General features: G+C 61.5%; 15 protein-coding genes, 2 tRNA genes and 1 pseudogene. 6 read left to right on the top strand and 12 right to left on the bottom strand.

Annotated elements, in window-relative coordinates; genetic code table 11:
• Positions 1-75: 75 nt before the first annotated feature.
• On the bottom strand, positions 76-3,747 hold the full coding sequence (locus ACZ500_RS25875; RefSeq protein ID WP_464230317.1) for a transporter substrate-binding domain-containing protein: 3,672 nt from the start codon (positions 3,745-3,747) through the stop codon (positions 76-78).
• Between the two features lie 439 nt (positions 3,748-4,186).
• A tRNA-Leu gene (locus ACZ500_RS25870) sits at positions 4,187-4,274 on the bottom strand.
• Positions 4,275-4,374: 100 nt separating this feature from the next.
• Between ACZ500_RS25870 and ACZ500_RS25865 the strand changes: the two genes are divergently transcribed.
• The 3 genes and pseudogenes from ACZ500_RS25865 (at position 4,375) to ACZ500_RS25855 (ending at position 5,457) form a co-directional block, all read left to right on the top strand.
• Positions 4,375-4,450, top strand: a tRNA-Ala gene (locus ACZ500_RS25865).
• 409 nt (positions 4,451-4,859) lie between these two features.
• Positions 4,860-5,151: pseudogene (locus tag ACZ500_RS25860) on the top strand (type II toxin-antitoxin system RelE/ParE family toxin).
• Positions 5,152-5,160: 9 nt separating this feature from the next.
• Positions 5,161-5,457, top strand: coding sequence for an addiction module antidote protein (locus ACZ500_RS25855; RefSeq protein ID WP_464230316.1), 297 nt, complete (start codon positions 5,161-5,163; stop codon positions 5,455-5,457).
• Positions 5,458-5,497: 40 nt separating this feature from the next.
• On the opposite strand, the gene ACZ500_RS25850 is transcribed toward ACZ500_RS25855, so the two are convergent.
• From ACZ500_RS25850 to ACZ500_RS25835, 4 genes are all read right to left on the bottom strand, one after another.
• Positions 5,498-6,337, bottom strand: a complete 840-nt coding sequence (locus tag ACZ500_RS25850; protein WP_464230315.1) for an MBL fold metallo-hydrolase — start codon at positions 6,335-6,337, stop codon at positions 5,498-5,500.
• Positions 6,338-6,790: 453 nt separating this feature from the next.
• A complete protein-coding gene (locus tag ACZ500_RS25845; protein WP_464230314.1) occupies positions 6,791-9,988 on the bottom strand; it encodes an efflux RND transporter permease subunit in 3,198 nt (1,065 codons plus the stop codon).
• Between the two features lie 7 nt (positions 9,989-9,995).
• Positions 9,996-11,270 carry an efflux RND transporter periplasmic adaptor subunit gene (locus tag ACZ500_RS25840; protein ID WP_464230313.1) on the bottom strand — a complete coding sequence of 425 codons (1,275 nt, stop codon included), beginning with the start codon at positions 11,268-11,270 and terminating at the stop codon, positions 9,996-9,998.
• Complete coding sequence (locus ACZ500_RS25835; protein WP_464230311.1) at positions 11,260-12,795, bottom strand: efflux transporter outer membrane subunit; 1,536 nt, start codon at positions 12,793-12,795, stop codon at positions 11,260-11,262. Before ACZ500_RS25835 ends, ACZ500_RS25840 begins: the two co-directional genes overlap by 11 nt.
• Before the next feature lie 495 nt (positions 12,796-13,290).
• Between ACZ500_RS25835 and ACZ500_RS25830 the strand changes: the two genes are divergently transcribed.
• Complete coding sequence (locus ACZ500_RS25830; protein ID WP_464230310.1) at positions 13,291-13,974, top strand: metal-dependent hydrolase; 684 nt, start codon at positions 13,291-13,293, stop codon at positions 13,972-13,974.
• 133 nt (positions 13,975-14,107) lie between these two features.
• On the opposite strand, the gene msrB is transcribed toward ACZ500_RS25830, so the two are convergent.
• From msrB to ACZ500_RS25800, 6 genes are all read right to left on the bottom strand, one after another.
• Positions 14,108-15,097, bottom strand: coding sequence for a peptide-methionine (R)-S-oxide reductase MsrB (gene msrB / locus ACZ500_RS25825; protein ID WP_464233122.1), 990 nt, complete (start codon positions 15,095-15,097; stop codon positions 14,108-14,110).
• Between the two features lie 257 nt (positions 15,098-15,354).
• Positions 15,355-15,504, bottom strand: a complete 150-nt coding sequence (locus ACZ500_RS25820; protein WP_464230309.1) for a hypothetical protein — start codon at positions 15,502-15,504, stop codon at positions 15,355-15,357.
• A 66-nt stretch (positions 15,505-15,570) separates the two neighbouring features.
• Complete coding sequence (locus ACZ500_RS25815; protein ID WP_464230308.1) at positions 15,571-16,008, bottom strand: hypothetical protein; 438 nt, start codon at positions 16,006-16,008, stop codon at positions 15,571-15,573.
• A 108-nt stretch (positions 16,009-16,116) separates the two neighbouring features.
• Positions 16,117-16,761, bottom strand: a complete 645-nt coding sequence (gene cobU / locus ACZ500_RS25810) for a bifunctional adenosylcobinamide kinase/adenosylcobinamide-phosphate guanylyltransferase (protein WP_464230306.1) — start codon at positions 16,759-16,761, stop codon at positions 16,117-16,119.
• Positions 16,762-16,798: 37 nt separating this feature from the next.
• Positions 16,799-17,653 (bottom strand): MBL fold metallo-hydrolase, encoded by an 855-nt coding sequence (locus ACZ500_RS25805; protein ID WP_464230305.1) that lies wholly within the window; start codon positions 17,651-17,653, stop codon positions 16,799-16,801.
• A gap of 512 nt (positions 17,654-18,165) precedes the next feature.
• The gene (locus ACZ500_RS25800; protein WP_464230304.1) at positions 18,166-20,256 is read right to left on the bottom strand and encodes a hypothetical protein; all 2,091 of its coding nucleotides are present in this window, start codon (positions 20,254-20,256) and stop codon (positions 18,166-18,168) included.
• 479 nt (positions 20,257-20,735) lie between these two features.
• Here ACZ500_RS25800 and ACZ500_RS25795 point away from each other — a divergent pair, with 479 nt between their 5' ends.
• Positions 20,736-21,413, top strand: coding sequence for a response regulator transcription factor (locus tag ACZ500_RS25795; RefSeq protein ID WP_464230303.1), 678 nt, complete (start codon positions 20,736-20,738; stop codon positions 21,411-21,413).
• Positions 21,406-22,797 carry a sensor histidine kinase gene (locus tag ACZ500_RS25790; RefSeq protein ID WP_464230302.1) on the top strand — a complete coding sequence of 464 codons (1,392 nt, stop codon included), beginning with the start codon at positions 21,406-21,408 and terminating at the stop codon, positions 22,795-22,797. The genes ACZ500_RS25795 and ACZ500_RS25790 overlap by 8 nt, the downstream gene beginning before the upstream one ends.
• The last annotated feature ends 118 nt before the right edge of the window (positions 22,798-22,915 follow it).

Raw genomic sequence — 22,915 nt, 5'->3', positions numbered from 1 at the left:
CTCCCTGTAAAGTTCGATGCGAAAAAGGAGGCGGAATTATCCTTTATCTACAAAAAAAACGTCCCCTTTTCGTCGTCACAGTATCTCACGAATCTTCTCCGCAATGACCTTGATGGAAAACGGTTTCTCGATGAAATGCACGTCTTTGTCGAGAACACCGTGGTGGGCGATGACATTGGCCGTGTAGCCGGACATGAAGAGGCATTTGAGATCCGGTTCGATCTCGAGAAGCTTCCCCGCCAATTGGCGCCCGTTCATATCAGGCATCACCACGTCCGTAATCAGAAGCTCGATCCCGCCGGGATGCTCTCTCACGAGACGTATAGCATCATCCGAAGACTCCGCAGCCAGCACTCGGTATCCCAGGCTCTGGAGCATCGTCTCGGCCATCTTCCGCATCCCCGGATCATCTTCCACGAGCAGCACCGTCTCCCCCCGCCCCTGCGGCACCCGCCCCTGATCGGCTCCCGGCCTTCCGCCCTGCGCATCGTCCCCGACATACCTCGGCAGGTAGATCCTGAAGGTCGAACCCTCCCCCGGTTCGCTGTAGACATGGATAAAGCCGTTGTTCTGCCGGACAATGCCGTAGACCGTCGGCAGCCCGAGGCCTGTCCCCTTTCCGACCCCTTTCGTGGTAAAAAACGGCTCGAAGATCCGGTCGAGGGTCTCACGGTCCATCCCGCTGCCGGTATCGCCCACGGTTAGAACTAAGTAATCTCCGGGCGACGCATCGACATACTCGGTACAATAGACCTCGTCCAGGGTCACATTCTCCGTCTCGATGGTGATGGAACCCACCCCGGCAATTGCATCCCGCGCATTGATGCAAAGGTTCGCCAGGACCTGGTCGAGCTGAACCGGATCCATCTTCACCGGCCAGATCTTCGATCCACCAAGCCAGACAAGCGTGATATCCTCGCCAATCAGGCGCCGGAGCATCCTGAGCATCCCTTCCACGGTCTCATTCAGGTTGAGAATCTCGGGCTTGACCGTCTGTTTGCGGGCAAAGGCCAGGAGCTGGCGGGTGATCTCGGCCGAGCGGTTCGCCGCCTTTCGAATCTCCTGCAGATCGGCGTAAAGAGGATCATCGGGGCGCACCCTACCAGTGGCCATTTCGGCGTACCCGAGGATAACGCTCAGCATGTTGTTGTAGTCATGGGCGACGCCGCCGGCAAGACGTCCTATGGACTCCATCTTCTGCGCCTGGAGCATCTGGGACTGCATGGAATCGTGCGCGCGTTCGATCCGCTCCCGGGCCTCCTCGACTTCGAACATGCGCAGGGCATAGGCCAGATCGCCTGCCATCTCGGCGAAAAGCGACTGCTCCTCCTCGTCCACACCGATGCGCTCATCCAGGGTGGCCAGGAGGTATCCGAACCTTTTGCCGTCATGGGCCAACGCCACGCACATCGACTGGATCCCGGCGCACTCCGCACCGATTGGACAGCCGCCGCACAGGTCCTCCCGATCGTCGGTCACCAGGACCCTCGGCTCCGGCCAGACACGCTGCGTACACGGCGGCAACCGCCCCTCTTCGAGCATGGCAACAAGCTTCCGCGAACCCTCTTCCATCCCCGATTCGGCCCAGAAGACCGGCCGGTCGTCCTCATCGGTCAGAATGATCAGGGCCCAAGCGTAGCCTCGGCTGTCCGCCAGCAGGCGGCAGCCTTCGTGAATCAGCGTGTCCCGGTCCCGCTCCCGGACGATCAACTGGTTGACTTCACGGATAGCCCGCAGGACACGGTTCAGGTGTTCGATCCGTTCCTGGGCGAGCTTGAGATCGGTAATATCGACCATAGCACCGGCGATGCCTTCGACCACCCCATCCGGAGCCCGGAAAAGGGCCTTGTGGAAAATCACCCGGCGCGGCGAACCTTTCCCGTCGAGCACCTCGCTTTCATAAATCTGGGTCTTCTCCTCCCGAAGCAGGGCCTGATCGGCCTCGAAATACCGCTGCGCCAGCTCCTTCGAGGTCAGGTCGAAGGCGGTCGCGCCGATGATCGACTCCTTCGGCAGGCCGATGAACTTCGAAAAGGCCTGGTTGCAGCCAAGGTAGACCCCCTTCGTATCCTTATAAAAGACCGGCGCCGCGATGGATTCGATGATCGCCGTCAGAAGCATCTCGCTTTTCTTGAGTTCGCTGGTTCGACGCGCCACCTGTTTGCGCAAAGACCACGACCAGAGGAAAAACGCCAGTAGGAGGAGAAGCAGCGGTCCAGCGACGAGGGCGAGGTAGCGCAAAACCACCAGAAGACGAAGAGGACCCTGCTCATAGACGCCCAGCCACTTCTCGTGAATCCGCCGGTACTCTCCGCTCTGCCGGATCATCTCCAGCCCCTCGCCAAGTTGGGTCAGGAGGGCCTTGCGGTTTTCGGGAGCGGCGTAGCAGTACTCTGCAGTCAAAAATGCGTGCCGCCCGAGCGTCAGGTCTTTCCAGCCGTGTTTCTGCATAAAATGGAGCGCACTGATGCGCACCACCAGCCCGCAGTCCCCCTTTCCTGCAGCTACTCCGCGCAGCACTTCCTCCTGGGTCTCTGCCAGGATCAACTGCTCTCCAAGCCCGTGACTTTCGAGGAAATCTTGGATGACATCCCGATCCTGAACAATGATGCGCCTGTCTGCAAGATCCGCCAGCGAAGCCGGTGGGGGCCCGGTTCCTCTGCGCACGACGCTGACATACTGATTCATCGTGTGCGCCTGGGAGAAGTTCAAGGTGCGGTCGCGCTCAGGAGAATAAAACATCCCCTGCATGGCGTCGACCTGACCGCTTTCCAGGGCCTTCAAGATCTCCGCCCAGGGCCCGAGACGAATCTCGACGTCCAAACCCATCGCCCGCGCGATGGCCCGCGTGAGTTCGACATTGTAACCGTCCGGCCGCCCCTTTTCGTTCAGGAACTCATACGGCGGGTAGTTGTGGTCTCCCCCGATCACGATGCGCCGTTGCGGCAGTTCCATAGCGGCAAACCACTTGGCGTGCAGGTGGCGGTAGGTCCCGTCGGCCATGACCAGGGCCAACCCTTCGTTCAGCAGGGCCAAAGTGTCCCGGTCCCCCTCCTTGACGGCGAAGCAGAAATCCTGGCGGAATCCGTCGATCGGCTGGTTGACGACATGCAGGTTGGTGAATCCATGCTCCTGAATGAGGCGGAGGGCGACCAACCGCTGAATAACCACCGCGTCATAAAGCCCCTCCGACAGTTGACGCAGGGCCTCCTCGGAGGTCGCGGTGGTGGTTATCTCCATCCCGCGATCTTCCCGCCGCAGAAACTCCTCCGCATTGTCGGCCTTCATCACGGCCACCTTTCGTCCGCGTAGATCCTCCAGATTGAAGATATCGGCCGTCCCCTCACGGACGACGATCGCCCCGTGCAGCAACATGTAAGGGAAAGTGAAGTCGAAAAAGGATTCCCGTTCCGACGTCCGTCCGACCAGCGGCAGCGCCTGCACCTCCCCTTGCTCGAGCCATCCCTTGACATCGGACCAGGTGCCTTTGCGAAACGTGACATCCCGTCCCATGGCATTGACCGCCGCCCGCATGAGCTCAATCGAAAAACCGGTCGCTCGCCCTTCCGCATCGATAAAACAGAAAGGCGGGTAATCTACCTCGGCCGCGGAGGAAATCGGCGTCCTCAGGGGCGGCCGGTTCTCTTGCGCGGAGGAGATCTGAAAGAAGGATAGCAGGACAAAGGCCAATACCAGGAGGGGGAAGCAAAAAGGGGACAGATTTGCTTTCCGCTTAGCGAAGAACAAATCCGTCCCCTTTTTTTGTTTTTCTGGTTCCCGCATAGGTTCGATCGATCTATCTACGAATCGAGCTTACTATGAACATACAACGCTTACCGACTGTCACACCCTCATTCAATGATTTTCAGTTCAATCAGACATCGAGCATCAACACCGGCAGATATAAAACCGCGCGCGAAGGCAGATCTACCAAGGCAGGCAGAGACGAACAAGGGATCATCCGGGCATTGAGAACCAGGATCATAGGGTCCACGCGGATCTGCAACACCTTACAGCGTCGAGAACGATTTGACAAGCTCTTCGCCAAAGCCGGTTGGAATAAGTGGATACCACAAGAACATGGTCAGAACAATGCAATATTTATGAAGCCTATTTGCAGGGATGTCTTTGCACTTCCAAAAACAAAAAAAGGGTTCGAGCACATAGCCCAAACCCTTGAGTCTACTGGTGCCGGAGGTCGGAATCGAACCGACACGGACGGAAAGTCCACTGGATTTTGAGTCCAGCGCGTCTACCAGTTTCACCACTCCGGCGTTTCTGAGGAATGACCGAGATTATAGGGAAAATGCCCCCATGCTGTCAATATGATATTGACAGGCCTTTGCGGCTTTTGCTATAGTGTTTAAATTCCTTGGGGCTGTAGCTCAGTTGGGAGAGCGCATGACTGGCAGTCATGAGGTCGTCGGTTCGATCCCGATCAGCTCCACCATGAAATGTCTGCAATCAGAGGGAGTTATCCGCAAGCGATAACTCCCTTTTTTGTTTCGGTCAGGTGGACAGGCGCTCACATGGGGATTTTCCCTGCTTCCGCTCCAGGGGGAATCGCTACGTGCGGCCTTGACAATGAACAGGCTTGTCATCCATCTTCCTGAAGCCCGACGGGACGGTGTCCTGGTCATCGGCCGCCGCAAAAGCGGCTGACAAGCCCGGACCATGCTCATCAGCAACTGCATCGAACATACTCCTGATCAGGATGACGAAGTCGGACCTGTGCCAACCAGTGGAGACAGCGGCATACCGGAAGTAGACCAACTATTGCCCGAGTTTGCAGAAAATCAGTTCTTTAGAAGGGCAAGGCCGTTCTTGCATTTTTGTATTCTATAGGATACTTTTGACTCATGATCGAAGTCCGCCAAACCGATGAGTATGCTGAATGGTTCAAAAGCCTGCGCGATCGGCAGGCGCGGGCTCGGATCAATACGGGCATTCGTCGATTGACATTGGCCAACCCCGGTGGCGTGAAACCAGTGGGAGAGGGCGTCTCGGAACTGCGTATCGACTGCGCTCCCGGGCTATCGAATCTATTATACCCGGCACGGAGAGACGGCTGTGATCCTGCTCGCCGGCGGCGATAAGCGCAGCCAGAATCGAGACATCAAGACAGCGTTAGAACTGGCACGAGGACTTTAGGAGGCTGGTATGCCCAAGAAGACCAAAACGCGACCCTGGGATGCTGCAGAACATTTAGAAAGCAAAGAGGACATGGCCGCCTATCTGGAAGCTGCCCTGGAAGACGGTGACCCTGCCCTTGTTGCGGCTGCTTTGGGGGACATCGCGCGCGCCAAAGGAATGGCGGATATCGCACGTGAGACGGGACTCGGCCGCGAAAGTCTATATAAGGCATTGTCGCCCGAAGGGAACCCCGAATTCGCCACGGTCATGAAGGTCGTCAGGGCGCTTGGCCTGAAATTGCGCGCCACGACCAGTGAACCCTGAGTCCGGCTGGACAGACCTTACACACCCGACCTCCCTTTCTCTAAAAGTCGAAGACGCGCCCTACGGCGGCGATGGTGAAGCGGTCGCCGAGGAGTTGGGCCAGTTGGAGCGTAGGGCCAAGCCCGGTGCAGTGCGAGACGGCCAGAAGGGAAACGGAGAAGCGGCGGATCTTTTCGGCAAAGGCCGGGACCATCTCGGGCCCGTAGAACATGAGGTGGGTCCCCCCGAGGACGGCGTGAAGCTGATGGATTCCCATGTCGTGTTCCAGGTACTCGAGGATGTTGAGCACCCCGGCATGGGCACAGCCGAGCAGCAGAATCGGGCCCTTGTCCGTCTGGATCAGGAGGCTCGCATCGTCCGGCATGAGATCAGGGCCGATCCGGCCCTCCTTTTCGAGGAGCAGCCGGTCGTCCTTCGGCCGACGGTCGAGCGGCGGGTTCAGTCCGGCAAGGAACCAGATGCCGGGGGCCGCTTCTTCGGTGTGGTCCAGAAAGCGGAACCGGGCGCCTTTCGCCTCCAGGCTCTCGCGCGTGAACGGGCAGCCGATGTAGCGCGGTGCGGTGTCGCTGCGCGCAGGGTCCTCCACCATGTGGCGGGCGAAGACATCGGGGTGCGCAACGATCTCGACAGGTCCGGCCTGTTCGACGGCGTATTCGAGCCCCCCCGTGTGGTCGTAGTGTCCATGGCTGATGAAGATCCTGGAGAGGTCTCTCAGGTCGGTCTTGAAGCGCTTCAGGTTGAGGGGCAGCGAAAGGCCCGGCCCCGTGTCGAAGAGGGAGCGTTCCCCGTCGCGTTCGATCAGGACGCTGAACCCATGCTCCCCAATGAAGCCCGAGCCCAGGATGCAGTTGTCACAGAGGATGGAGAGTCTCGTTTTCATGGCTTGTCCCTTTCTTTTTCAGCCGTGTCCATCAGGATATCTTTATCGAGCATGGGCAGATGTCCAATCGGAAAATAATGATTCGTCTTCACGGGCTTGCCCTGCTCAGTCCCATCCTTACGGGATAGGTCCCGGTTCTTTCACACGCGGCAAATCCCTCTTTGGACGATATTCGGGAAATCTCACGTTTGCGAGGAGCCAACCTCTGGTTCGCGCCGCACAAGCAAACGTGCAAATCTATGTCGAGATCGGCCGGAAAGCCCCTTACCGGATGGAAATCGGCAACGATCAATGTAACCCGGGTGATTTATAGAACGAAGCCGTCGGTTCTGTCCAGGCAAGAAATCTCCAAAGGGGATAATCGAACAGGCAAGATCGATGGGAAAAGCGCGGCGGACCTGTCTCCTCTGCCGGCGCGAGCCTTTGCCGGCGGGCTCGGATTCGATGAATGTGTCAGGCGCTTGGCCCGGAGCGCGCATCCGGATGGACATCGGGCTCGAGTCGTCCTTCCGGAGCACGGCGCGCCGCGCTGAAAAGGCGGACCACATCATCGATGACCATGTAGAGGCAAGGCACCAGGATGAGGGTGATGAACGTCGCGAAGACGATGCCAAACCCGAGGGAGATGGCCATCGGTATCATGAAGCGGGCCTGCCGGGACGTCTCGAAGATCATGGGGGCCAGCCCCCCGAAGGTGGTCAGGGTCGTCAGGAGAATCGGCCGGAAGCGCTGGATGCCGGCCGCCTGAACGGCGTCATGGGCCGATGCCCCCGCCCGCCGCAGCCGGTTGGTGTATTCGATCAGGACGAGGGAGTCGTTCACGACCACCCCGGAGAGAGCCACCACCCCGAACATGCTCATGACGCTCAGGCTGTAGCCCATGAGCATGTGGCCCAGCACCGCCCCCACGATGCCGAACGGGATGCTCATCATGACGATCGCCGGCTGGATGTAGCTCTTGAACGGAATGGCAAGGAGGGCGTAAATCGCCAGCATCGCGAGCAGCAAACCGCTCACCAGACTCTGCATGCTCTCGGCCATATCCGCCTGTTTGCCCTCGAAGCTGTATCGCAGCCCCGGGTAGCGGTCCATCAGCATCGGCAGGGCATCGGCCTTTATGGCATCCAGGACCCACCCCGCCTGGCTCTGCGGTTCAACGTCCGCCGTCACGTAGATCACCCGCCGTCCGGCGCGCCGGTCGATCTCCGTATAGGCCCGGCCGCGTTCGACATCCACCGCCTGACGGATGGGCACCTCGGCGCCGTTCGGAGCCAGCAGCATCAGTTCCTCGATGTTGTACTCCGAAACGCGCTCTTCGAGCGGTAGGCGCACCATCACTTTGACCTCGTTCCGGCCCCGCTGCTGGCGCAGGACCTCAGCCCCGTAAAAGGCATTGCGCACCTGCCAGGCGACCTCCTGGGCCGTCAGCCCGAGAGCCCTCCCTTCCGGCCGGACCGTGAAATCCAACTGCTGCTTCCCGGGGGAAAATCCATCGTCGATATCTTTGACACTCGCAAACCCACTAAGGGTGTCGGCCAGATCCTCCCCGGCCTTTTCGAGGACCTCGAGGTCCTGGTGCGTCAATTCCACGGTGAGCGCCGCCCCCGAACCGGGCCCTCCCCGGTCGGATTGGAGGGACAGGCTGTCGAGCCCGGCGATCTCACCCACCTTCTTCCGCCAGGCCTCGATGAACCGGACCGTCGAGATCGGGCGTACGTCGGGGTCCGTCAGATACACGCGAACCTGGAGGGAATGTCCGCCGCCCACGCCCTCGTCGCTGCTGCCGATCTCGGCGTAGATTCCCTTGACAAGCCTGACCCCGCCGTTTTCCTCCCCCACCTCGCGCGCCGTCTGAATCAGGTGGTCGCGCACGGCTTCGGTCCGCGACACCGCGGATCCATAAGGGAGCGCCGCTTCCACGAAGGCATAGTCCGCCTCGATCTTCGGGAAAAGGGTCATCCCCAGCCGTCCGCTCATGACGTAGCTGACTGTCAGCAGCAGCACCACCGCCCCGATGGCCAGGGTCAGATAGCGGTTTCGCAGGGCCGCATCGATAAATGGACCATAGCGCTCCCGGACATTGCGCGAAAACCAGGCGCTGAACCCCTGCTGGCGCCGGTGAATCCACCCGAAAAGGCCTTTCGGCGCGCGGTCCCGCTGGTGCGCGAGATGGGCCGGCAGGATCAGCAGGCTCTCGATAAGGGAAATCATGAACACCGTGATAACCACGAGCGGAATGGTCTTGAAGATCTTTCCGATGACACCCGGAACGAAAGCAAGGGGCACAAAGGCCGCAATGTTGGTCAGGATACTGAAGGTGACAGGCATGGATACATCGCGCGCGCCCGCGACCACTGCGGCCATCATGGACATCCCCTCCTGACGGTTATGGTAGACGTTTTCCCCGACGACGATCGCGTCATCCACCACAATCCCCAGGGCCACGATGAAGGCGAACATAGACATCATGTTGATGCTGACGTCCATCGCCGGCAGAAAGAGAAGCGCCCCCATGAAAGAGATCGGAATACCCAGTGCGACCCAAAAGGCCAGGCGTGCCTCCAGGAACAGACCCAAGAGCAGAAAAACCAGGACCAACCCGACCAGGCCGTTGACCATGAGGAGTTCCAGACGCTGGCGGTAGATGTCCGAACGGTCATTGAGGACGGCGATCGAAAGGCCGGGCAGCAGGTCTGGACGATACCGTTCCACGAACGTCTTGACCGCCGCGGACACGGCGATCGGGGTCTGATCGCCCACGCGATAGACGGCGACCATGATCGCCGGCTTTCCGTCATAGGTCGCATACTGATCGGTGTCTTCGAAGCCGTCGATGATCGCCGCAATGTCTTCGAGCCGCACCTGCGTCCCGTCGTTGGCGGTAATAACCGGAATGCGGGCGAACTCCCGTCCCCAGTCGCGCCGCTCCTTCATCCGGACGAGGACCTCGCCCCCCTCGGTCTTGACCCCGCCGCCGGCGACCTCCACCGCGGTCGCCCGCACCCGACGGGCCACCTCTTCCAGGGTAAGATTGTAGTTGCGGAGGTTGTGCTGCGGGACCTCGATCCCGATCTCGAGATTGCGCGCGCCCGAAAGCTCGACCTGGGTAATCCCCGGCTCCTGAAGGAGCCCGTCCCGGATATTTTCGGCCGTATCCCGCAGGACACGCTCATCCCGCTCCCCGTAGATGATGAGGGTGACCACCTCGCGGCGCCGCGTGGCGATCTCGACCCGCGGCTCCTCCGACTCCTCCGGGAAGGACGTAATGCGATCGACCTCGTTCTGCACGTCCTGTGCAAGCTTCTGGATGTCGGCGCCCACCAGAGCCTCGATGGTCACCGTACCGACGCCCTCCCGCGCCGTCGCCGTCACCTTGTCGACCCCGTCGAGGCCGAGAACCGCCTCCTCGACCGCAAGCACGATCCCCTGCTCGACCTCCTCAGGGCTCGCTCCGGGGTAGGGCACGCTCACGTTCACGATGTCCAGGTCGAAATCCGGGAAGACCTCCTGCTTGATCCGGCTCCCCCAGATCAAGCCGCCGACCAGGAACACCACCATCAACAGGTTGGCGGCGACATGGTTGCGCGCCATGTAGGCGATCGGACCACGCGTCGTCGAAGGATCCAGGCCTTCCGCCATCTTCGAGCTCACCCCTGCATCATCCTCTGTTTCCGGGTTTTTCGGGGGACGCTCCTTCCTCCGGCGCCTCCACCCTGACAGCCATCCCCGGCACCGCTGAAGCGAGATCCGAAACGATCAGCCGGCCACCACCCCCAAGGCCACCGTCTATCAGAACGAAGTCGGCATCGCGCCAGACCGTTTCAACCCGCCTGAACTCCAGGAGCCCGTCATCCCCCACGAGCCACACCTGGTCCCCATCACGCAGGGCCGATCGAGGGATGCGCACGACATCGGCCAGATCCTTCCCGATGATCTCGGCCCGTACGTACTCCCCGATCAGCAGGGGAGGCTGGTGCGGCCCGTTCCCCTCGAGATCGAGCGGATCATGGACGACCAGAAGGACACGCGCCAGCCTCCCCTCGGTGTCGAGGTCGCTCAGGAGCCGGAGGATCCAAGCCTCCCGCTCGTAGCCGCCCGAATAGCTCACCCGGGCCGGAGATCCTCGTTCTTTGTCCTTCCGCGGAAAGTCGATCCACTTCAGCCGATCCACCGGGACCGAGACCTGCACCCAGTAGACGTCGGTCCCGACTAGCCGGGCCAACTCTTCCTGCGCCGACACCTGCGATCCGATGGCGACGTTTCTCGTACGGACCACCGCATTGAACGGGGCACGCACGACAGTCCGATCGAGGTCGAGCCTCGCCTGGGCGAGGTCCGCCTCCACGGCCGCAAGGTCCGCCTTCGCCTTCTCCAGGTGCGGCTTTCTGAGCGCCAAGTCCTCGTCCAGCGGATCGGCCGGGCGGCCCTGATTGAGGATCTCCCACTCGCGCCTCGCCACGGCCTGCCGCCCCTCTTCTACCCGCAGCTGATAGCGGGCGTCTACGACGGCGCTTTCTTTCCGGGCTACGGCCAACTTGTAGTCAGCCGCATCCAGCCGCAGGATGACATCCCCCTCCCGGAAATGCCCCCCCTCGACGAAGTTCGGCGCCGCAAAAACCACCTCGCCCGCGACACGGGCCTCCAGGGAGATCTCCCGCGCGGGGATCACGGTCCCCATAACCGGCAGGATGACAGGCTCACGCGACGGCTTCACATCGATCACCCGCACCAGGGGCGCATGCTTTTCGGGCGGCTTGCGTGGTGCCTTCGGTGCCGTGTTCTTGATATAGGTCGCCCCGGCAATCCCGCCGGCCAGGATCAAAAGCGGCAGGATCACCCGGATCACCAGGCGCCACCGCGCCCTCGCAGGGCCATTGGATGCATCCGGGGCCGAAACGCCCCGATTCGTCCCGGTTGCCGGTTCAGCTGTCATGCTTGCCAACCCCTTCGGAATTTTCCGGCCGCAACCCCTTTTCCGGGCTGAGGTCCGCCGTCCACCCCCCTCCGAGGGCGCGGTAGAGATTCACCCTCGCCACCAGAAGCTCGTTGCGGCGCTGGATCAGATTCAGCTGCAGCTCCTGGGTGCTCAGGATCTGTGTCAAAACCGGGAGATAATCGTTCAACCCTTTGCGGTAGCGCTCCTGCGCCTCGCTCAGGGCGCGTTTCGCCGTCGCGAGCTGCCTTTCCACCGCGGCGATATGCTCCCGCAGGGCCGTCTCCGTCACGAGGGCATCTTCCACTTCGCGAACGGCCGTCAACACGACCTCCCTGTGGCGGGCAAGCGTCTCCTCCGCGACCGCGCGCGTACGCGCCACCTCGGCTGCACGGCGGCGCCCATCGAAGACGGGGGCCGCAAGATCCGCCGCCAGGCTGAAAAGCCACTGATCGAAGAGTCGGCTCAGTTCATCGGAGCCCAGGGTGAAATCGGCCTTCAGCGTCAGGTTCGGCAGCCTGTCGGCCCGCGCCGCAGCCACCTGCCAGTCTGCCGCATCGAGCCGCAGCACGGAGGCACGAACATCCGGACGCGCCGTCAGAAGCCCCGCCGGGAGCCCGGTGGCCGGAACCGAAGACGGGGCCGGCAAAGCCGTCCGGCCGATGGGAAGTTCGGCGCCCGGAGGCTTTCCGAGGAGCACCGCCAACTGATGCAAACCGAGTCTCTCCTGCTCTTCCACCAGAGGGATCTCGGCCTTCACGCGCTCCAGGATCTGCTGCTGCTGATACACATCGAGGGCTGAACCAAGCGCCATCCGGAAACGCAGATTGACCAGCTCGAGGTAGATGGTGTTTATCCGCAGCTGTTCATCGAGAAGTGCGCGCTGCATCCGCTGCGCAATCACAGCCGCCCAGAGCCGGGTCACCTCGGCGGCGAGCGTCATGGCCGCGGCGTTGACGTCTTCCCGCGTCGCATCCACCTGGAGGAGGGCCGCCTCACGCTCGGAGCGGATCTTTCCCCACAGGTCGACTTCATAGCGGCTCATGGCCCCCAGGGAATAATCGTCGCCGCCCGCGGTCCGCAAGGCGCCGCTGCTGCCCTCGCCATGGAGATGGGAATACCCGACACCCGCGTTCACCGTAAGGTCCGGGTAGAGGGCCGAGCCGGCCTGCACCGCCAACGCCCGGGCCTGCTGCAGTCTTGCCCAGACCTGCTGCAGCGTCGGGTTCGCAGCCAGGGCCTCATCGACCAGGGCATTGAGTTCAGAATCTTCGAAGGTCTCCCACCAGCGCTCGGGCGGCGCCTTCACCGCATCGCCCAGCGTGTAGCGCTCCGGCAGAAGCCCGCTTTCCAGCGCCCTCGGCTCCGGACGGAACGGATGGCAACCGAGGCCGCCGACCCCGCAGCAAAGCCATGCCAAGGCCGCTGCCACCCGCACGATCCGGCCCTTCGAGCACCCCGCTAATCTATCAGAAACCTTCGGCATCTCCCCTGCCTTATCCGCATTCCGACGCCGTTCGCCCATCAGCGGAAATGCTGATCCGGCACGACTCTGTTTCCCATCCGGAAATGAGGCGTTACCCTCACCGCTTCCCCGCTCAGTCTTACCGGTCCGCGGCGGGGCCATACTTCGATAATATAAAAGAAATCAAGTTCTTACACGCAGACGTCCTGGTGGCCGCCGCACAAGCAAACGTGCAAATCGACGCCGAGATCGGTCAAAAAGACCATTTCCGGACTGAAACCAGTCTAATCCTTCCAAACGCTCAATTCAACCGGCTTTCGCCTGGGCCAAGCCACTCCGGGCGGCCCGCACCGTTGTCCCATCCCGGCCGCGGCCATCGGACATGGCTTGAATCGAATCCGGCAGTGTTGTATCTTCAAGTTCGATGCCGTTTTCCTCAACGGCCCCGGGCTCAGGCCCGCCGGCAACCCGGAAACGCGCAGAGCGCAACGAAAGGCGAACACGGCAATGAAAACCGATTGGGCGACCAATCCCTGACGATCAGGAGGTTTGAACATGGCCATCAAAGTGACCTGGTACGGGCACGCCTGCTTCATGATAGAAACCGGCGACGCGCGCCTGCTCATCGACCCGTTCCTCACCGGCAATCCGACCGCCCCTGTCGAGGCGAACCAGCTGAATCCCGACTTTATCCTCGTCTCGCACGGCCACGGCGACCATGTGGGCGATGCCGTGGCGATCGCCAAACGCTGCCAAGCGACCACGATCTCGAATTTCGAGATCCAGAACTGGCTCTCTGCACAAGGCGTCGAAAAGGCCCATCCCATGCACATCGGAGGCGGATTCGATTTCCCCTGGGGGCGCGTCAAGCTGACCATCGCCCACCACGGCTCCGCGCTGCCGGACGGCACCTACGGCGGCAACCCCTGCGGCTTCCTCCTGACCATTCAGGGTAAAAAGATCTATCACGCATGCGACACGGGTCTTTTCTACGACATGAAGCTAATCGGTGAGGAGGGCATCGATCTGGCCATCCTGCCGATCGGCGACAACTTCACCATGGGCCCCGACGACGCCCTCCGGGCGGTCAAGCTGATCCAACCGAAGCGGGTCATCCCCATCCATTACAACACGTTCGATGTCATCCGTCAGGACCCGCAGCAGTGGGCCGACCGGGTCAAAAAAGAAACGGCGGCCGAAGCGATCGTGCTCGAGCCCGGCCAGTCCATCGAGCTGTAAGGCTTTTCAAAAGGTTGGGTCGTACCGCCACCCGGGCTTTTCAACCGGCAGACTCCCCCGCGCCGAGATCCAACCCCGAAAAGCGGTTGGGAGATCGGTCCTGGAAGCCCGGGAACGGGAGAAGGAGAGGACGCTACTTGCCGAAAAGCGGCAGAAATGCGCCGTACCCCTCTTTTTCGAGATCCTTGACCGGGATGAAGCGGAGGGCCGCCGAGTTGATGCAGTAGCGGAGCCCTGTCGGCGGAGGTCCGTCCGTAAAGACGTGCCCGAGGTGGGAATCCGCGGCGCGGCTGCTGATTTCTGTCCGGACGGTAAACAGCTTCCGATCTTCTTTCTGCACGATGTTTTCAGGAGCCACGGGCTGCGTGAAACTCGGCCACCCCGTGCCCGAATCGAATTTGTCGCGCGAACTGAAGAGGGGCTCCCCTGACAGGACATCGACATAGAGGCCCTCACGGTGATTGTCCCAATAGGCGTTGTCGAAAGGGGGTTCTGTACGCTCCTCCCGGATGACCGAGTATTGCAGCGGGGTGAGCCTCTTCCGGAGTTCGGCGTCTGTGAAACGTCCGGAGCCTTTTCCCCAGACCTTCTCTAGAAATGCATCCCGCCCCGAGCCCTGACGGTAAAATCTATAGCGGATGGGATTTTTCCGGTAATAGTCCTGATGGTAATCCTCGGCAGGGTAGAATTTTCCGGCGGGCAGGATCGGCGTCACAATGGGCCCGTTGAAGACGCCGCGCCTTTCCAGTTCGGCCTTGGATGACTCCGCCGATCGCCTCTGGTCCTCGTCATGGTAGAAGACGGCGGTCGCGTAGTGCGGCCCTCGATCGACGAACTGCCCGTTCGGGTCCGTCGGGTCCACCTGACGCCAGAAGACGTCCAGGAGTTTCTCGTAGGAAACCACCTCCGGGTCGTAGAGCACCTCGATCACCTCCAGGTGGCCGCCCTCCGAGTAGGTCTCGTAGGTCGGGTCCCCCGTCGTGCCCCCGGCATACCCCGACCTGACCGACACGACCCCGGGCAGTTCTTCGAACGGTTTTTCCATACACCAGAAGCAACCGCCCGCAAAGGTCGCCTTCTTCAGGCGCTCTTCCCCGCCTTCCGCCAGCCCCGACCCGTTCATCATGAACACCATCCAGAGCCCTGCAAACAGGCTCATGATCAGATACCATTCCATACCTTTCATGGGATTGCCCTCCTGAAGGGACGTGACCGCCGGCGGCCGTCACGCGTCCTCGTAAATCAGCGCGCTCGGGTCTTTCCGATCCGGAAACGAGCGATTTTTCCCACAGGTTCCACCTGCGTGCAGGAGCCCCGAGAGCGCCCGGAAATGATTTCCCTATAGAACCCAGTTTCCAATCTGGAAATGAGGATTTTTCTTCACACCCTTCGGGTGCTCAGTCCCACCGCTACGCGGCGGGTCCCGGTTTGGCCAATATCAAGAAAATCAAGCGTTTGTGCGGCGGCGACCTGCAGGTCGCCGCACAAGCAAAGGTGCAGATCGACGCCAAGATTGGTCAAAAAGACCATTTCCAGATGGGAACAACTTAAGCACGAGGGGCAATGAAAGCAACGTCAGGGAGGGCTCGCCGGCCGCTATTCCAGCAGACCTCTGGCATGATTGAACCGCTTCGAAAAAACGGCCCCCTTTCCACTGAACATGCTGCACTGCGTGAGGATGTAATCGGAGGTTTCAGCACGTTTGGCATCGTCGAGACTGTTGAACGCCAGGATGAAATCCTCCTCGCCCGGTATCTTCGAGAGTGCGGCCCAGGTCTTTTCCGGTGAATCCTCAGGGTTCAGCCCGGCGGCGCCGCTTTTGGCCGCGCCGGAAAGGAACCGCCTCCCCTCTTCGAGAAGGCCGGCCAGAGCGTCCTGAAGCGCCTCGATCCCGGCGGCGAAGGACCGCTCGTCGAAGCAGGTCTCGGTGCAGGGGCAGGGCACTGCCTTCCCGCCCACGGTGATGTCGATATCGACACGGAGACCGGGTTTGCGCTCCCCGCCTGTCTGATCCATTCTAATCAGCTTGAACATATCTACTCCTTTCTTCCGGCCGAATGGCCGGGCCTTTCGGCCTTGCAGTCCATGGCGCGGCGAAGGAGCCGCTCGGGGTCCGGATGCGCTTTCGCCCCGGCCCGGAAGTCATCTCTCTTCAGGCCCGCGGCACCCTACAGCAGCCGTCTTCCCGTCCGCCTTGAGCACCATGGGCAGACCGGCCACCGTCATCACCACCCGGTCGGCCGCAGCCGCGACACGCTGGTTCAGCCAACCTGCCATGTCGCGGAAGGTCCGCCCCAACGGGTGCGCGGGGACGACGCTCATCCCCACCTCGTTCGCGACGACCGCCATCAGGCAGGACCGCCCCTCCAGGGCCTCCATCAGCCGGGCCTGGAAAGCCGGGACCGCATCCTCGCCCTTTTTGAGCAGGACGTTGCTGAGCCAGACGGTAAGGCAGTCGATCAGGATGCCGTCCACCTCCGGCGGCGCGGATCGGAGCGCCCTTTCGAGCTCCAGAGGCTCCTCGATCAGACGCCAGCGGGGACCCCGCGCCGCCTGATGCATGCGGATGCGCTCGGCCATCTCATCATCCGTCACCTCTGCGGTCGCGATGTAAAGCGGCGCCGTGGAAGAGTGTTCAATATGCTCCTGAGCCCAGCGGCTCTTGCCGCTCCTCGCCCCGCCGATGACAAAAATCAGTTCCCGCGACCCAGCCTCATCCAAGCCCACTGCACCTCCCCGCGCCTCTTCGGTCCGGCCCATCCGGAAATCTTTATCGATCGCGGACAAATTTCCAACCCGGAATGATGATTTTCCTTCACGGACATCACCGAGGCCCAACCCGCACCTGCGCGCCCTCCCGCGCGGCGTCGATCTCCGTCGCAGCACCCCGACCCTGAAGCAGACGGCGGCAATCCTCCACGATCATCGACAGGGCCTGATCCGCGCGGGCAGGGTCGTGATGAAAAAGCAGCAGACGCTTCGCCCCGGCCTTTACCGCAAGGTCGACCGCCGCAACCTGGTCCGAATGCCCCCAGCCACGCCTTTCGGCATGCTCGCCCGGTGTGTACTGGGCGTCGTGAACCAGCAGGTCCGCCTCCCGACAGAACCGCACGTAATCGGAAGGCTTCCTCCCCACCCAGGCGTCCTCGCGCAGTTCGTTATCCGTCAGAAAGACGAAACACCGGCCATCCTCCCTGAACCGGAAGCCCACGCCCCCCTGCGGGTGCTGAAGCGGCATGGCATCGATCGACACGTCGTCCCACACAAGAGGCCCCTTTCCGATCCGGTCGATGAAACGGATGTCGGCTTTGAGTTCCTCGAAACCGATCGGGAAGAACCCGTCGCCCATCCGATTGTCGAAAATGGCCCGCAGCCCCTTCATGCAGGAGTGGAAACCGTCCACACGGATGGTCCAATCGCTGAAGTACGCCGGTTTGAAGAACGGAAACCCCTGAACGTGGTCCCAGTGGTTGTGCGTCATCAGGAGGAGGATCTCACGCTCACCTTCCAGGGCGGCGAGCCTCTCCCCCAGTTCGCGGATGCCCGAGCCCGCGTCGATGACGATAGTCCGCCCGCCGGCCGTGGTCACCTCCACACAGCAGGTGTTGCCACCAAAGACGACCGTATCCCGGCCGGGAGCCGCAATGGACCCTCTCGTGCCCCAGAATGTGACTTGCATGGCTCTCCTTGCGGATCGACGGACAGAAAGGGGCCGTCATACGCCGGCAAACCTTCGAGCCCTCAGGCAGCCCACCTCTCCCGCATCCCTTGCAAAACGGGACCGGGCGGCTGCCAACCACACCTGCCAAACGCCTGCAACGGCCTAATAGGCCGTTCCGATCATCGAGGAAGACCCCTTCCGGCAGAAGAAAAAACGCCCGCCAGGGAGGTCGGACGGCCGCGGAGCCGCTCCGGCGAAAATGCCGGCGTCCCCTGGAACGCTGGATCCCCGAGGGCCGCCACGGAGACAATCTACGGAATCCGCCTGGATGTGTCAATCCTGAAATATAAGTAAATCGGAGATGATAGCAGGGGGTCTTTGCCGTCCCCGCCCTGTGAGGCCGTGGCTTTCCGCCCCGGAGGCGCGCAGAGGCCTCGGGCTGCAGCGAAGGCCACCCGCAGGCCGCCGCTCGATCGAAGACCGGCTGAACATCCAAAAGCAAGGCGCCCCGAGCGGGTGCACCCGCTTTGCTACAGCTTCAGTTCACACCCTTCGATAATCCTGCGCGCCTCCGCCTCGAGACGGCGTGCGAAAGGGTCTCCCTTGTTCAGGGCCTTCTCCATCGCATCGAGCATATCGTAATAATCATCCCAGGCGCGCCGCTCCGCGCCAAACCGTTCGCCGAGTACGTTCCGCCCGCCTCCCGTCAGGCCCTCGATCAACGGACCGAGGCGCGCCGCTCCCCCCTCCAGGAGTTCGCCGGCGGTTTTCGAATCGCTTCCCGTAAACATCCGCGCAGCCTTCAGGGCCAAGCGCAGAACGGCCGTCGTCACCGGTATCCGCGATATGAAACAGCCTGTAAAGGGATCCACCACGCCTTTGATCTCCTCCACGGGCCATGGAAGCGCCCTCGCGTATTCCGTGAAAAGCAGCATACGGATATAGTCGCCCACCTGCTTGCCGGCGGTGGCGGCGCGGACGGCCTCCGCCGCGAAAATCCCTTTGTCGTGGCGCATGATGAGACCCGGTTTGTGGACGTAGCGCAGGGACTCCCCGTCCGATCCGAAAAGGCACGACAGGAGATAGGCCTGGTCTTCCGCCCGCCCGATGAAGGTCGGCGTAAAGGGACGGTGGCGCCTCAGATGCTCTATCCATATGCCGCAGGTCCCGCCGGTTACATGGATGCGCTGGATGCAGCTTCTGCGCCCGTCCAGCACGCCGCGATCGTAGCGTGTCATCATCTCGGCCCGGGTAGACACGGCCTGCGGCAGCGGACTGCAAAAGACCCAATCGTCCCCTTCCAGGGCTGCCGGGTCCGGCAATGGCACATCGGGCACGAAAAGCGATCGATGAGAATCCTCCGCATTGACCAAGGCCCCGGCGATGAGGCCCAGGTTGACCTTTTCCCCCCGGGCGTCGATGCCCGTCGCACCCCATAAGGGGGTTTTGAGGTGGGAAAGGGCCGAACAGCCGGTTTCGCCGACCAACTGCTCCTGAGGAAAGACCTGATCGAGATCGATCTTGAAGGTCGCCCGTACGCGCGGGTCGATCATCACCTGCCAGAAGGCCGCCAGGGCGCGCAGAAACGTGTAATGGCGGCCGTATTCACCGTTGACCCCCCAAACCGCAAGCAGGGTCTCGAGATCGGCGGCACCCAGATACCGCTCGGCGGCGGGCCTCAGGACCTCTGCGTGGAGCCTTTCGGCATCCGCCTCCGTCAGGGCATAGACCCGCAGGTGCGGGAGCCCTTCGAGGCCTTCCCGTAACGACTCTTCGAGGTAATCCCTTGCGAGAGAAGCGAGTCCCGCGTGGGTCACGGACACCGAAAGGACGCAGCTCAGACGCTCGTCAGGCGACACGACGCCGTTGCGCTTCTCGAAGGCGACGGCCCGATCGAGCCCCCGGAGGCCGTAGAGCACCTCGTTGCGTGCAGGATCGACCCCGATTGGGATGGGATGATCGTACCAGAAAAGCTGCGGCTCATCCTGGAGTTCCGCGAGTCGGTCCCGCATTCGAGCACTGCAGCGCGTCCCGCCTCCTGCACCCCCTTCGGCAGGCCGCGTCAGGAGCACATTCGAGGCAAAGAGGACTTCGGCGGCAGGCCGTTCGATGGGCCTCTCATTGAGGCCGGTCAGGGCGATGAGACGCGTTTCGCGAAGGGCGTCGACCGCGCGCCCCGCATCCCGCAAGAGCCCCACCCCCTCGGGGAAGAAGACGCGCCAGCATGCCTCCAGCGCATCGAGTCCAGCGAACGCCTCCCCGGCGTTCGCTGCGAGACCGTTGAGGCGTGCGATCTCCTGAGCGTACCTTCCCCCGTCCCGGCGGACCGCTTCATCGAGTTCGAGAGGAAGCCGGTTCAGGGCCTTTTCGTAGAAGTTCGCAACGGGCGCCCAGCGCGGATCCCGGGCAAGATGCGCAAAACAGGCACGGGCGCGGCTGCGCTGCGGATCTCCCTTTCCGCAAAGCCGGATCAGAAAGGCAGCGTTCAGGTTCCTGCCCGCCGCCTCCGCTCCGTCCTCCTCCGGCCTGAACTGCCCATCCGCGTCGATGCCGCTCAACGGCTGCAAAGCGCCTGCCCGGCGGTAGAGCCGGGCAAGAATGAAGCCAAGCCTCTCTCTCACAACCAGAACTCCCACTTTTCGAAACGGATCCAAGGACACTCACCGGCGCTCCGGGACCCGGGACGTAATATAGTGATGCATGGCAGAAAAGATCTTGACCCTCGATAATTTGTAATTAGTTTAACATATGAATTTTTTACATCAAATGGTGTTCAGTCGCAAATGAATACCGCACATCGACGTCCGGAAGCCACCTTATGGAGCAGGATTTCCGGGGCACGTTCGAAAACGTCCGTCTGCGCGGCCGGGGCCTCGATCCCGGCGCCGGCGCTGCAGGCGGGATACAACGGGTTTTCATATGGAAAGGGCTTTTTTGCCAATCTCAGCGTCAATCCGAGCGTTTGTTTACGGCGATCACCAGGCTGCCTCCATTCAAACGGCTGATTCCCTTGATATAGGCAAGAAATCCTCAGATCCGGATTGGAGGCTTCGTTGTGACGGGTAATCATTTCCGGATGGACGCCAACTGAGGACGACTCATGCGCATTCTGGTGGTTGAAGATGATGAGAAGATCGCCGGCTTCGTCTCCAAAGGCTTCAAGGAGGCCGGCTTTGCGGTGGACACCGCACCGGACGGTCTGAGCGGGCTCGATCTGGCCCTTACCGAAGACTACGATGCGGCGGTCATCGATATCATGCTGCCGCACCTCGACGGGCTGTCCCTGATCGAAAAAATCCGCGCAGAGGGGCTCAGCACCCCCGTCATCATCCTGAGCGCCAAGCGCTCGGTGGATGACCGCGTGCGGGGGCTGCAGACCGGCGGCGACGACTACCTCACGAAACCTTTTGCCTTCACGGAACTCCTCGCCCGAATCCAGGCCCTCCTCCGTCGTGCCGGCGGGCACTCGGAGGCCGCTTCCCTCTCCATGGGCGGGGTCAGCGTGGACCTCCTCAAGCGGGAGGTTTACCGCGACAACCAGCGGATCGACCTTCAGCCGAGGGAATTCAGCCTTCTCGAATACCTCATGCGCAACGCGGACAAGGTCGTATCCAAGACCATGATCCTGCAACACGTGTGGGATTACAGCTTCGACCCCCAGACCAATGTGGTCGATGTGCTGGTCTGCAGGCTGCGAAACAAGATCGACAAGGATTTTCAGAAAAAATCCATCCAGACGATTCGGGGCGTGGGGTATGTTTTTAGACCGGATGCGTAGAATCACCCGGACGATCGGCTTCAGGTTGACGGCCTGGTATTCGACGGTCTTCATCCTGAGTTCCCTCTGCCTGTTCGTGCTGACCTACTTTTTCCTCAATGCCACGTACCGCACGCAGAATCAGGCCTCCATCAACGCCCAGATGCTCAAACTGATCTCTCTGTATCAGGCTGGAGGCACCGCCCTCGTCGAACAGGAGAACCGCGTCGAAAAGAAATTCGCGCAGGAGGACCGGTTTTTCATCCGCATCGCCGATCGGCTGAACGCGACGCTCTTCCTGGATATCCCCTATCAGTGGGCCGACTTCGATATCAAACGGCTCGAGAACACCGATCCGTCTTCGACCGAGGAATGGTTCCGTCTGCCCGCGTCCGGCGGCGGACCCAACTACCTCGAGATCGCCCGTGTGCGGCTCCCGGACGGAAACTGGCTCCAGATCGGGAAGAGTGCGGAAGAGCAGGTGAAGCTGCTCCAGCGCTTCCGAAAGACCTTCATGACCATCGCCATTCCGTTCGTCCTTTTCGGCCTCATCGGCGGCGCCGCCTTTTCGTTCCGTGCCCTGAGACCGATCCGCCACCTCATCCACACCGTCCAGTCCATCGATCTCGACACCATGACCACCCGGGTGCCCAGCCCGCATTCGAACGATGAACTCGATGAACTCGTGCGCCTATTCAACGAGATGCTCTCGAGGATCGAGGCGCTCATCCTGGCGATGCGCGGATCTCTGGACCACGTGGCGCACGATCTGCGTACTCCGATGACACGGCTGCGGGGCATCGCTGAGATGGCCCTCCGCCGCGAGACCTGCGACCCCGACATCCTGCGCGAGGCCCTTTCGGACTGTGTCGAAGAGTCCGAAAAGGTCCTGACGCTGCTGAACACCCTCATGGATATCTCAGAGGCGGAAACCGGCGCCATGGTACTGAGGAAACGCACCTTCAGCCTCAACGAACTTCTGGAGAGGATCATGGAACTCTATGAAGTCATCGCCGAGGAGAAAGGGATCGAGGTAAGCGTCGCAGCCCCCGGCGGGCTCATGCTGACCGCCGACCAGACCCGCCTGGGGCAGGCCCTGGCAAATCTTCTGGACAACGCCCTCAAATACACCCTGGAGGGGGGGGAAATCCACATAGAGGCCGGGATCGAGGACGAAGAGATGGTTATCGGCATTACCGATACCGGCATCGGCATCCCCGAGGAGAACCTCACAAAGATCTGGGACCGGCTCTACAGGGGGGATGAAAGCCGCTCCCAGAAAGGGCTCGGTCTGGGCCTGAGCCTCGTGAAAGCCATCGTGGAGGCGCACAAGGGGCGTATCCAGGTCGAAAGTCAGCCAGGCAAAGGGTCCTGCTTCAGGATCTTCCTTCCGGTCCAATCCTGACCGGCGGCCGCTGAAGGATCTTCCGAAACGGCACTGAATATTGATTTATTACACATTTGTAATTTTTCGGCAATGCCGCTGAAATATTCCACCCCTTATACTGCACCGCAAAAGACAG

The sequence above is a fragment of the Desulfatiglans parachlorophenolica genome, assembly GCF_055394735.1.
This window is presented reverse-complemented; position numbering and strand designations above follow the sequence as displayed.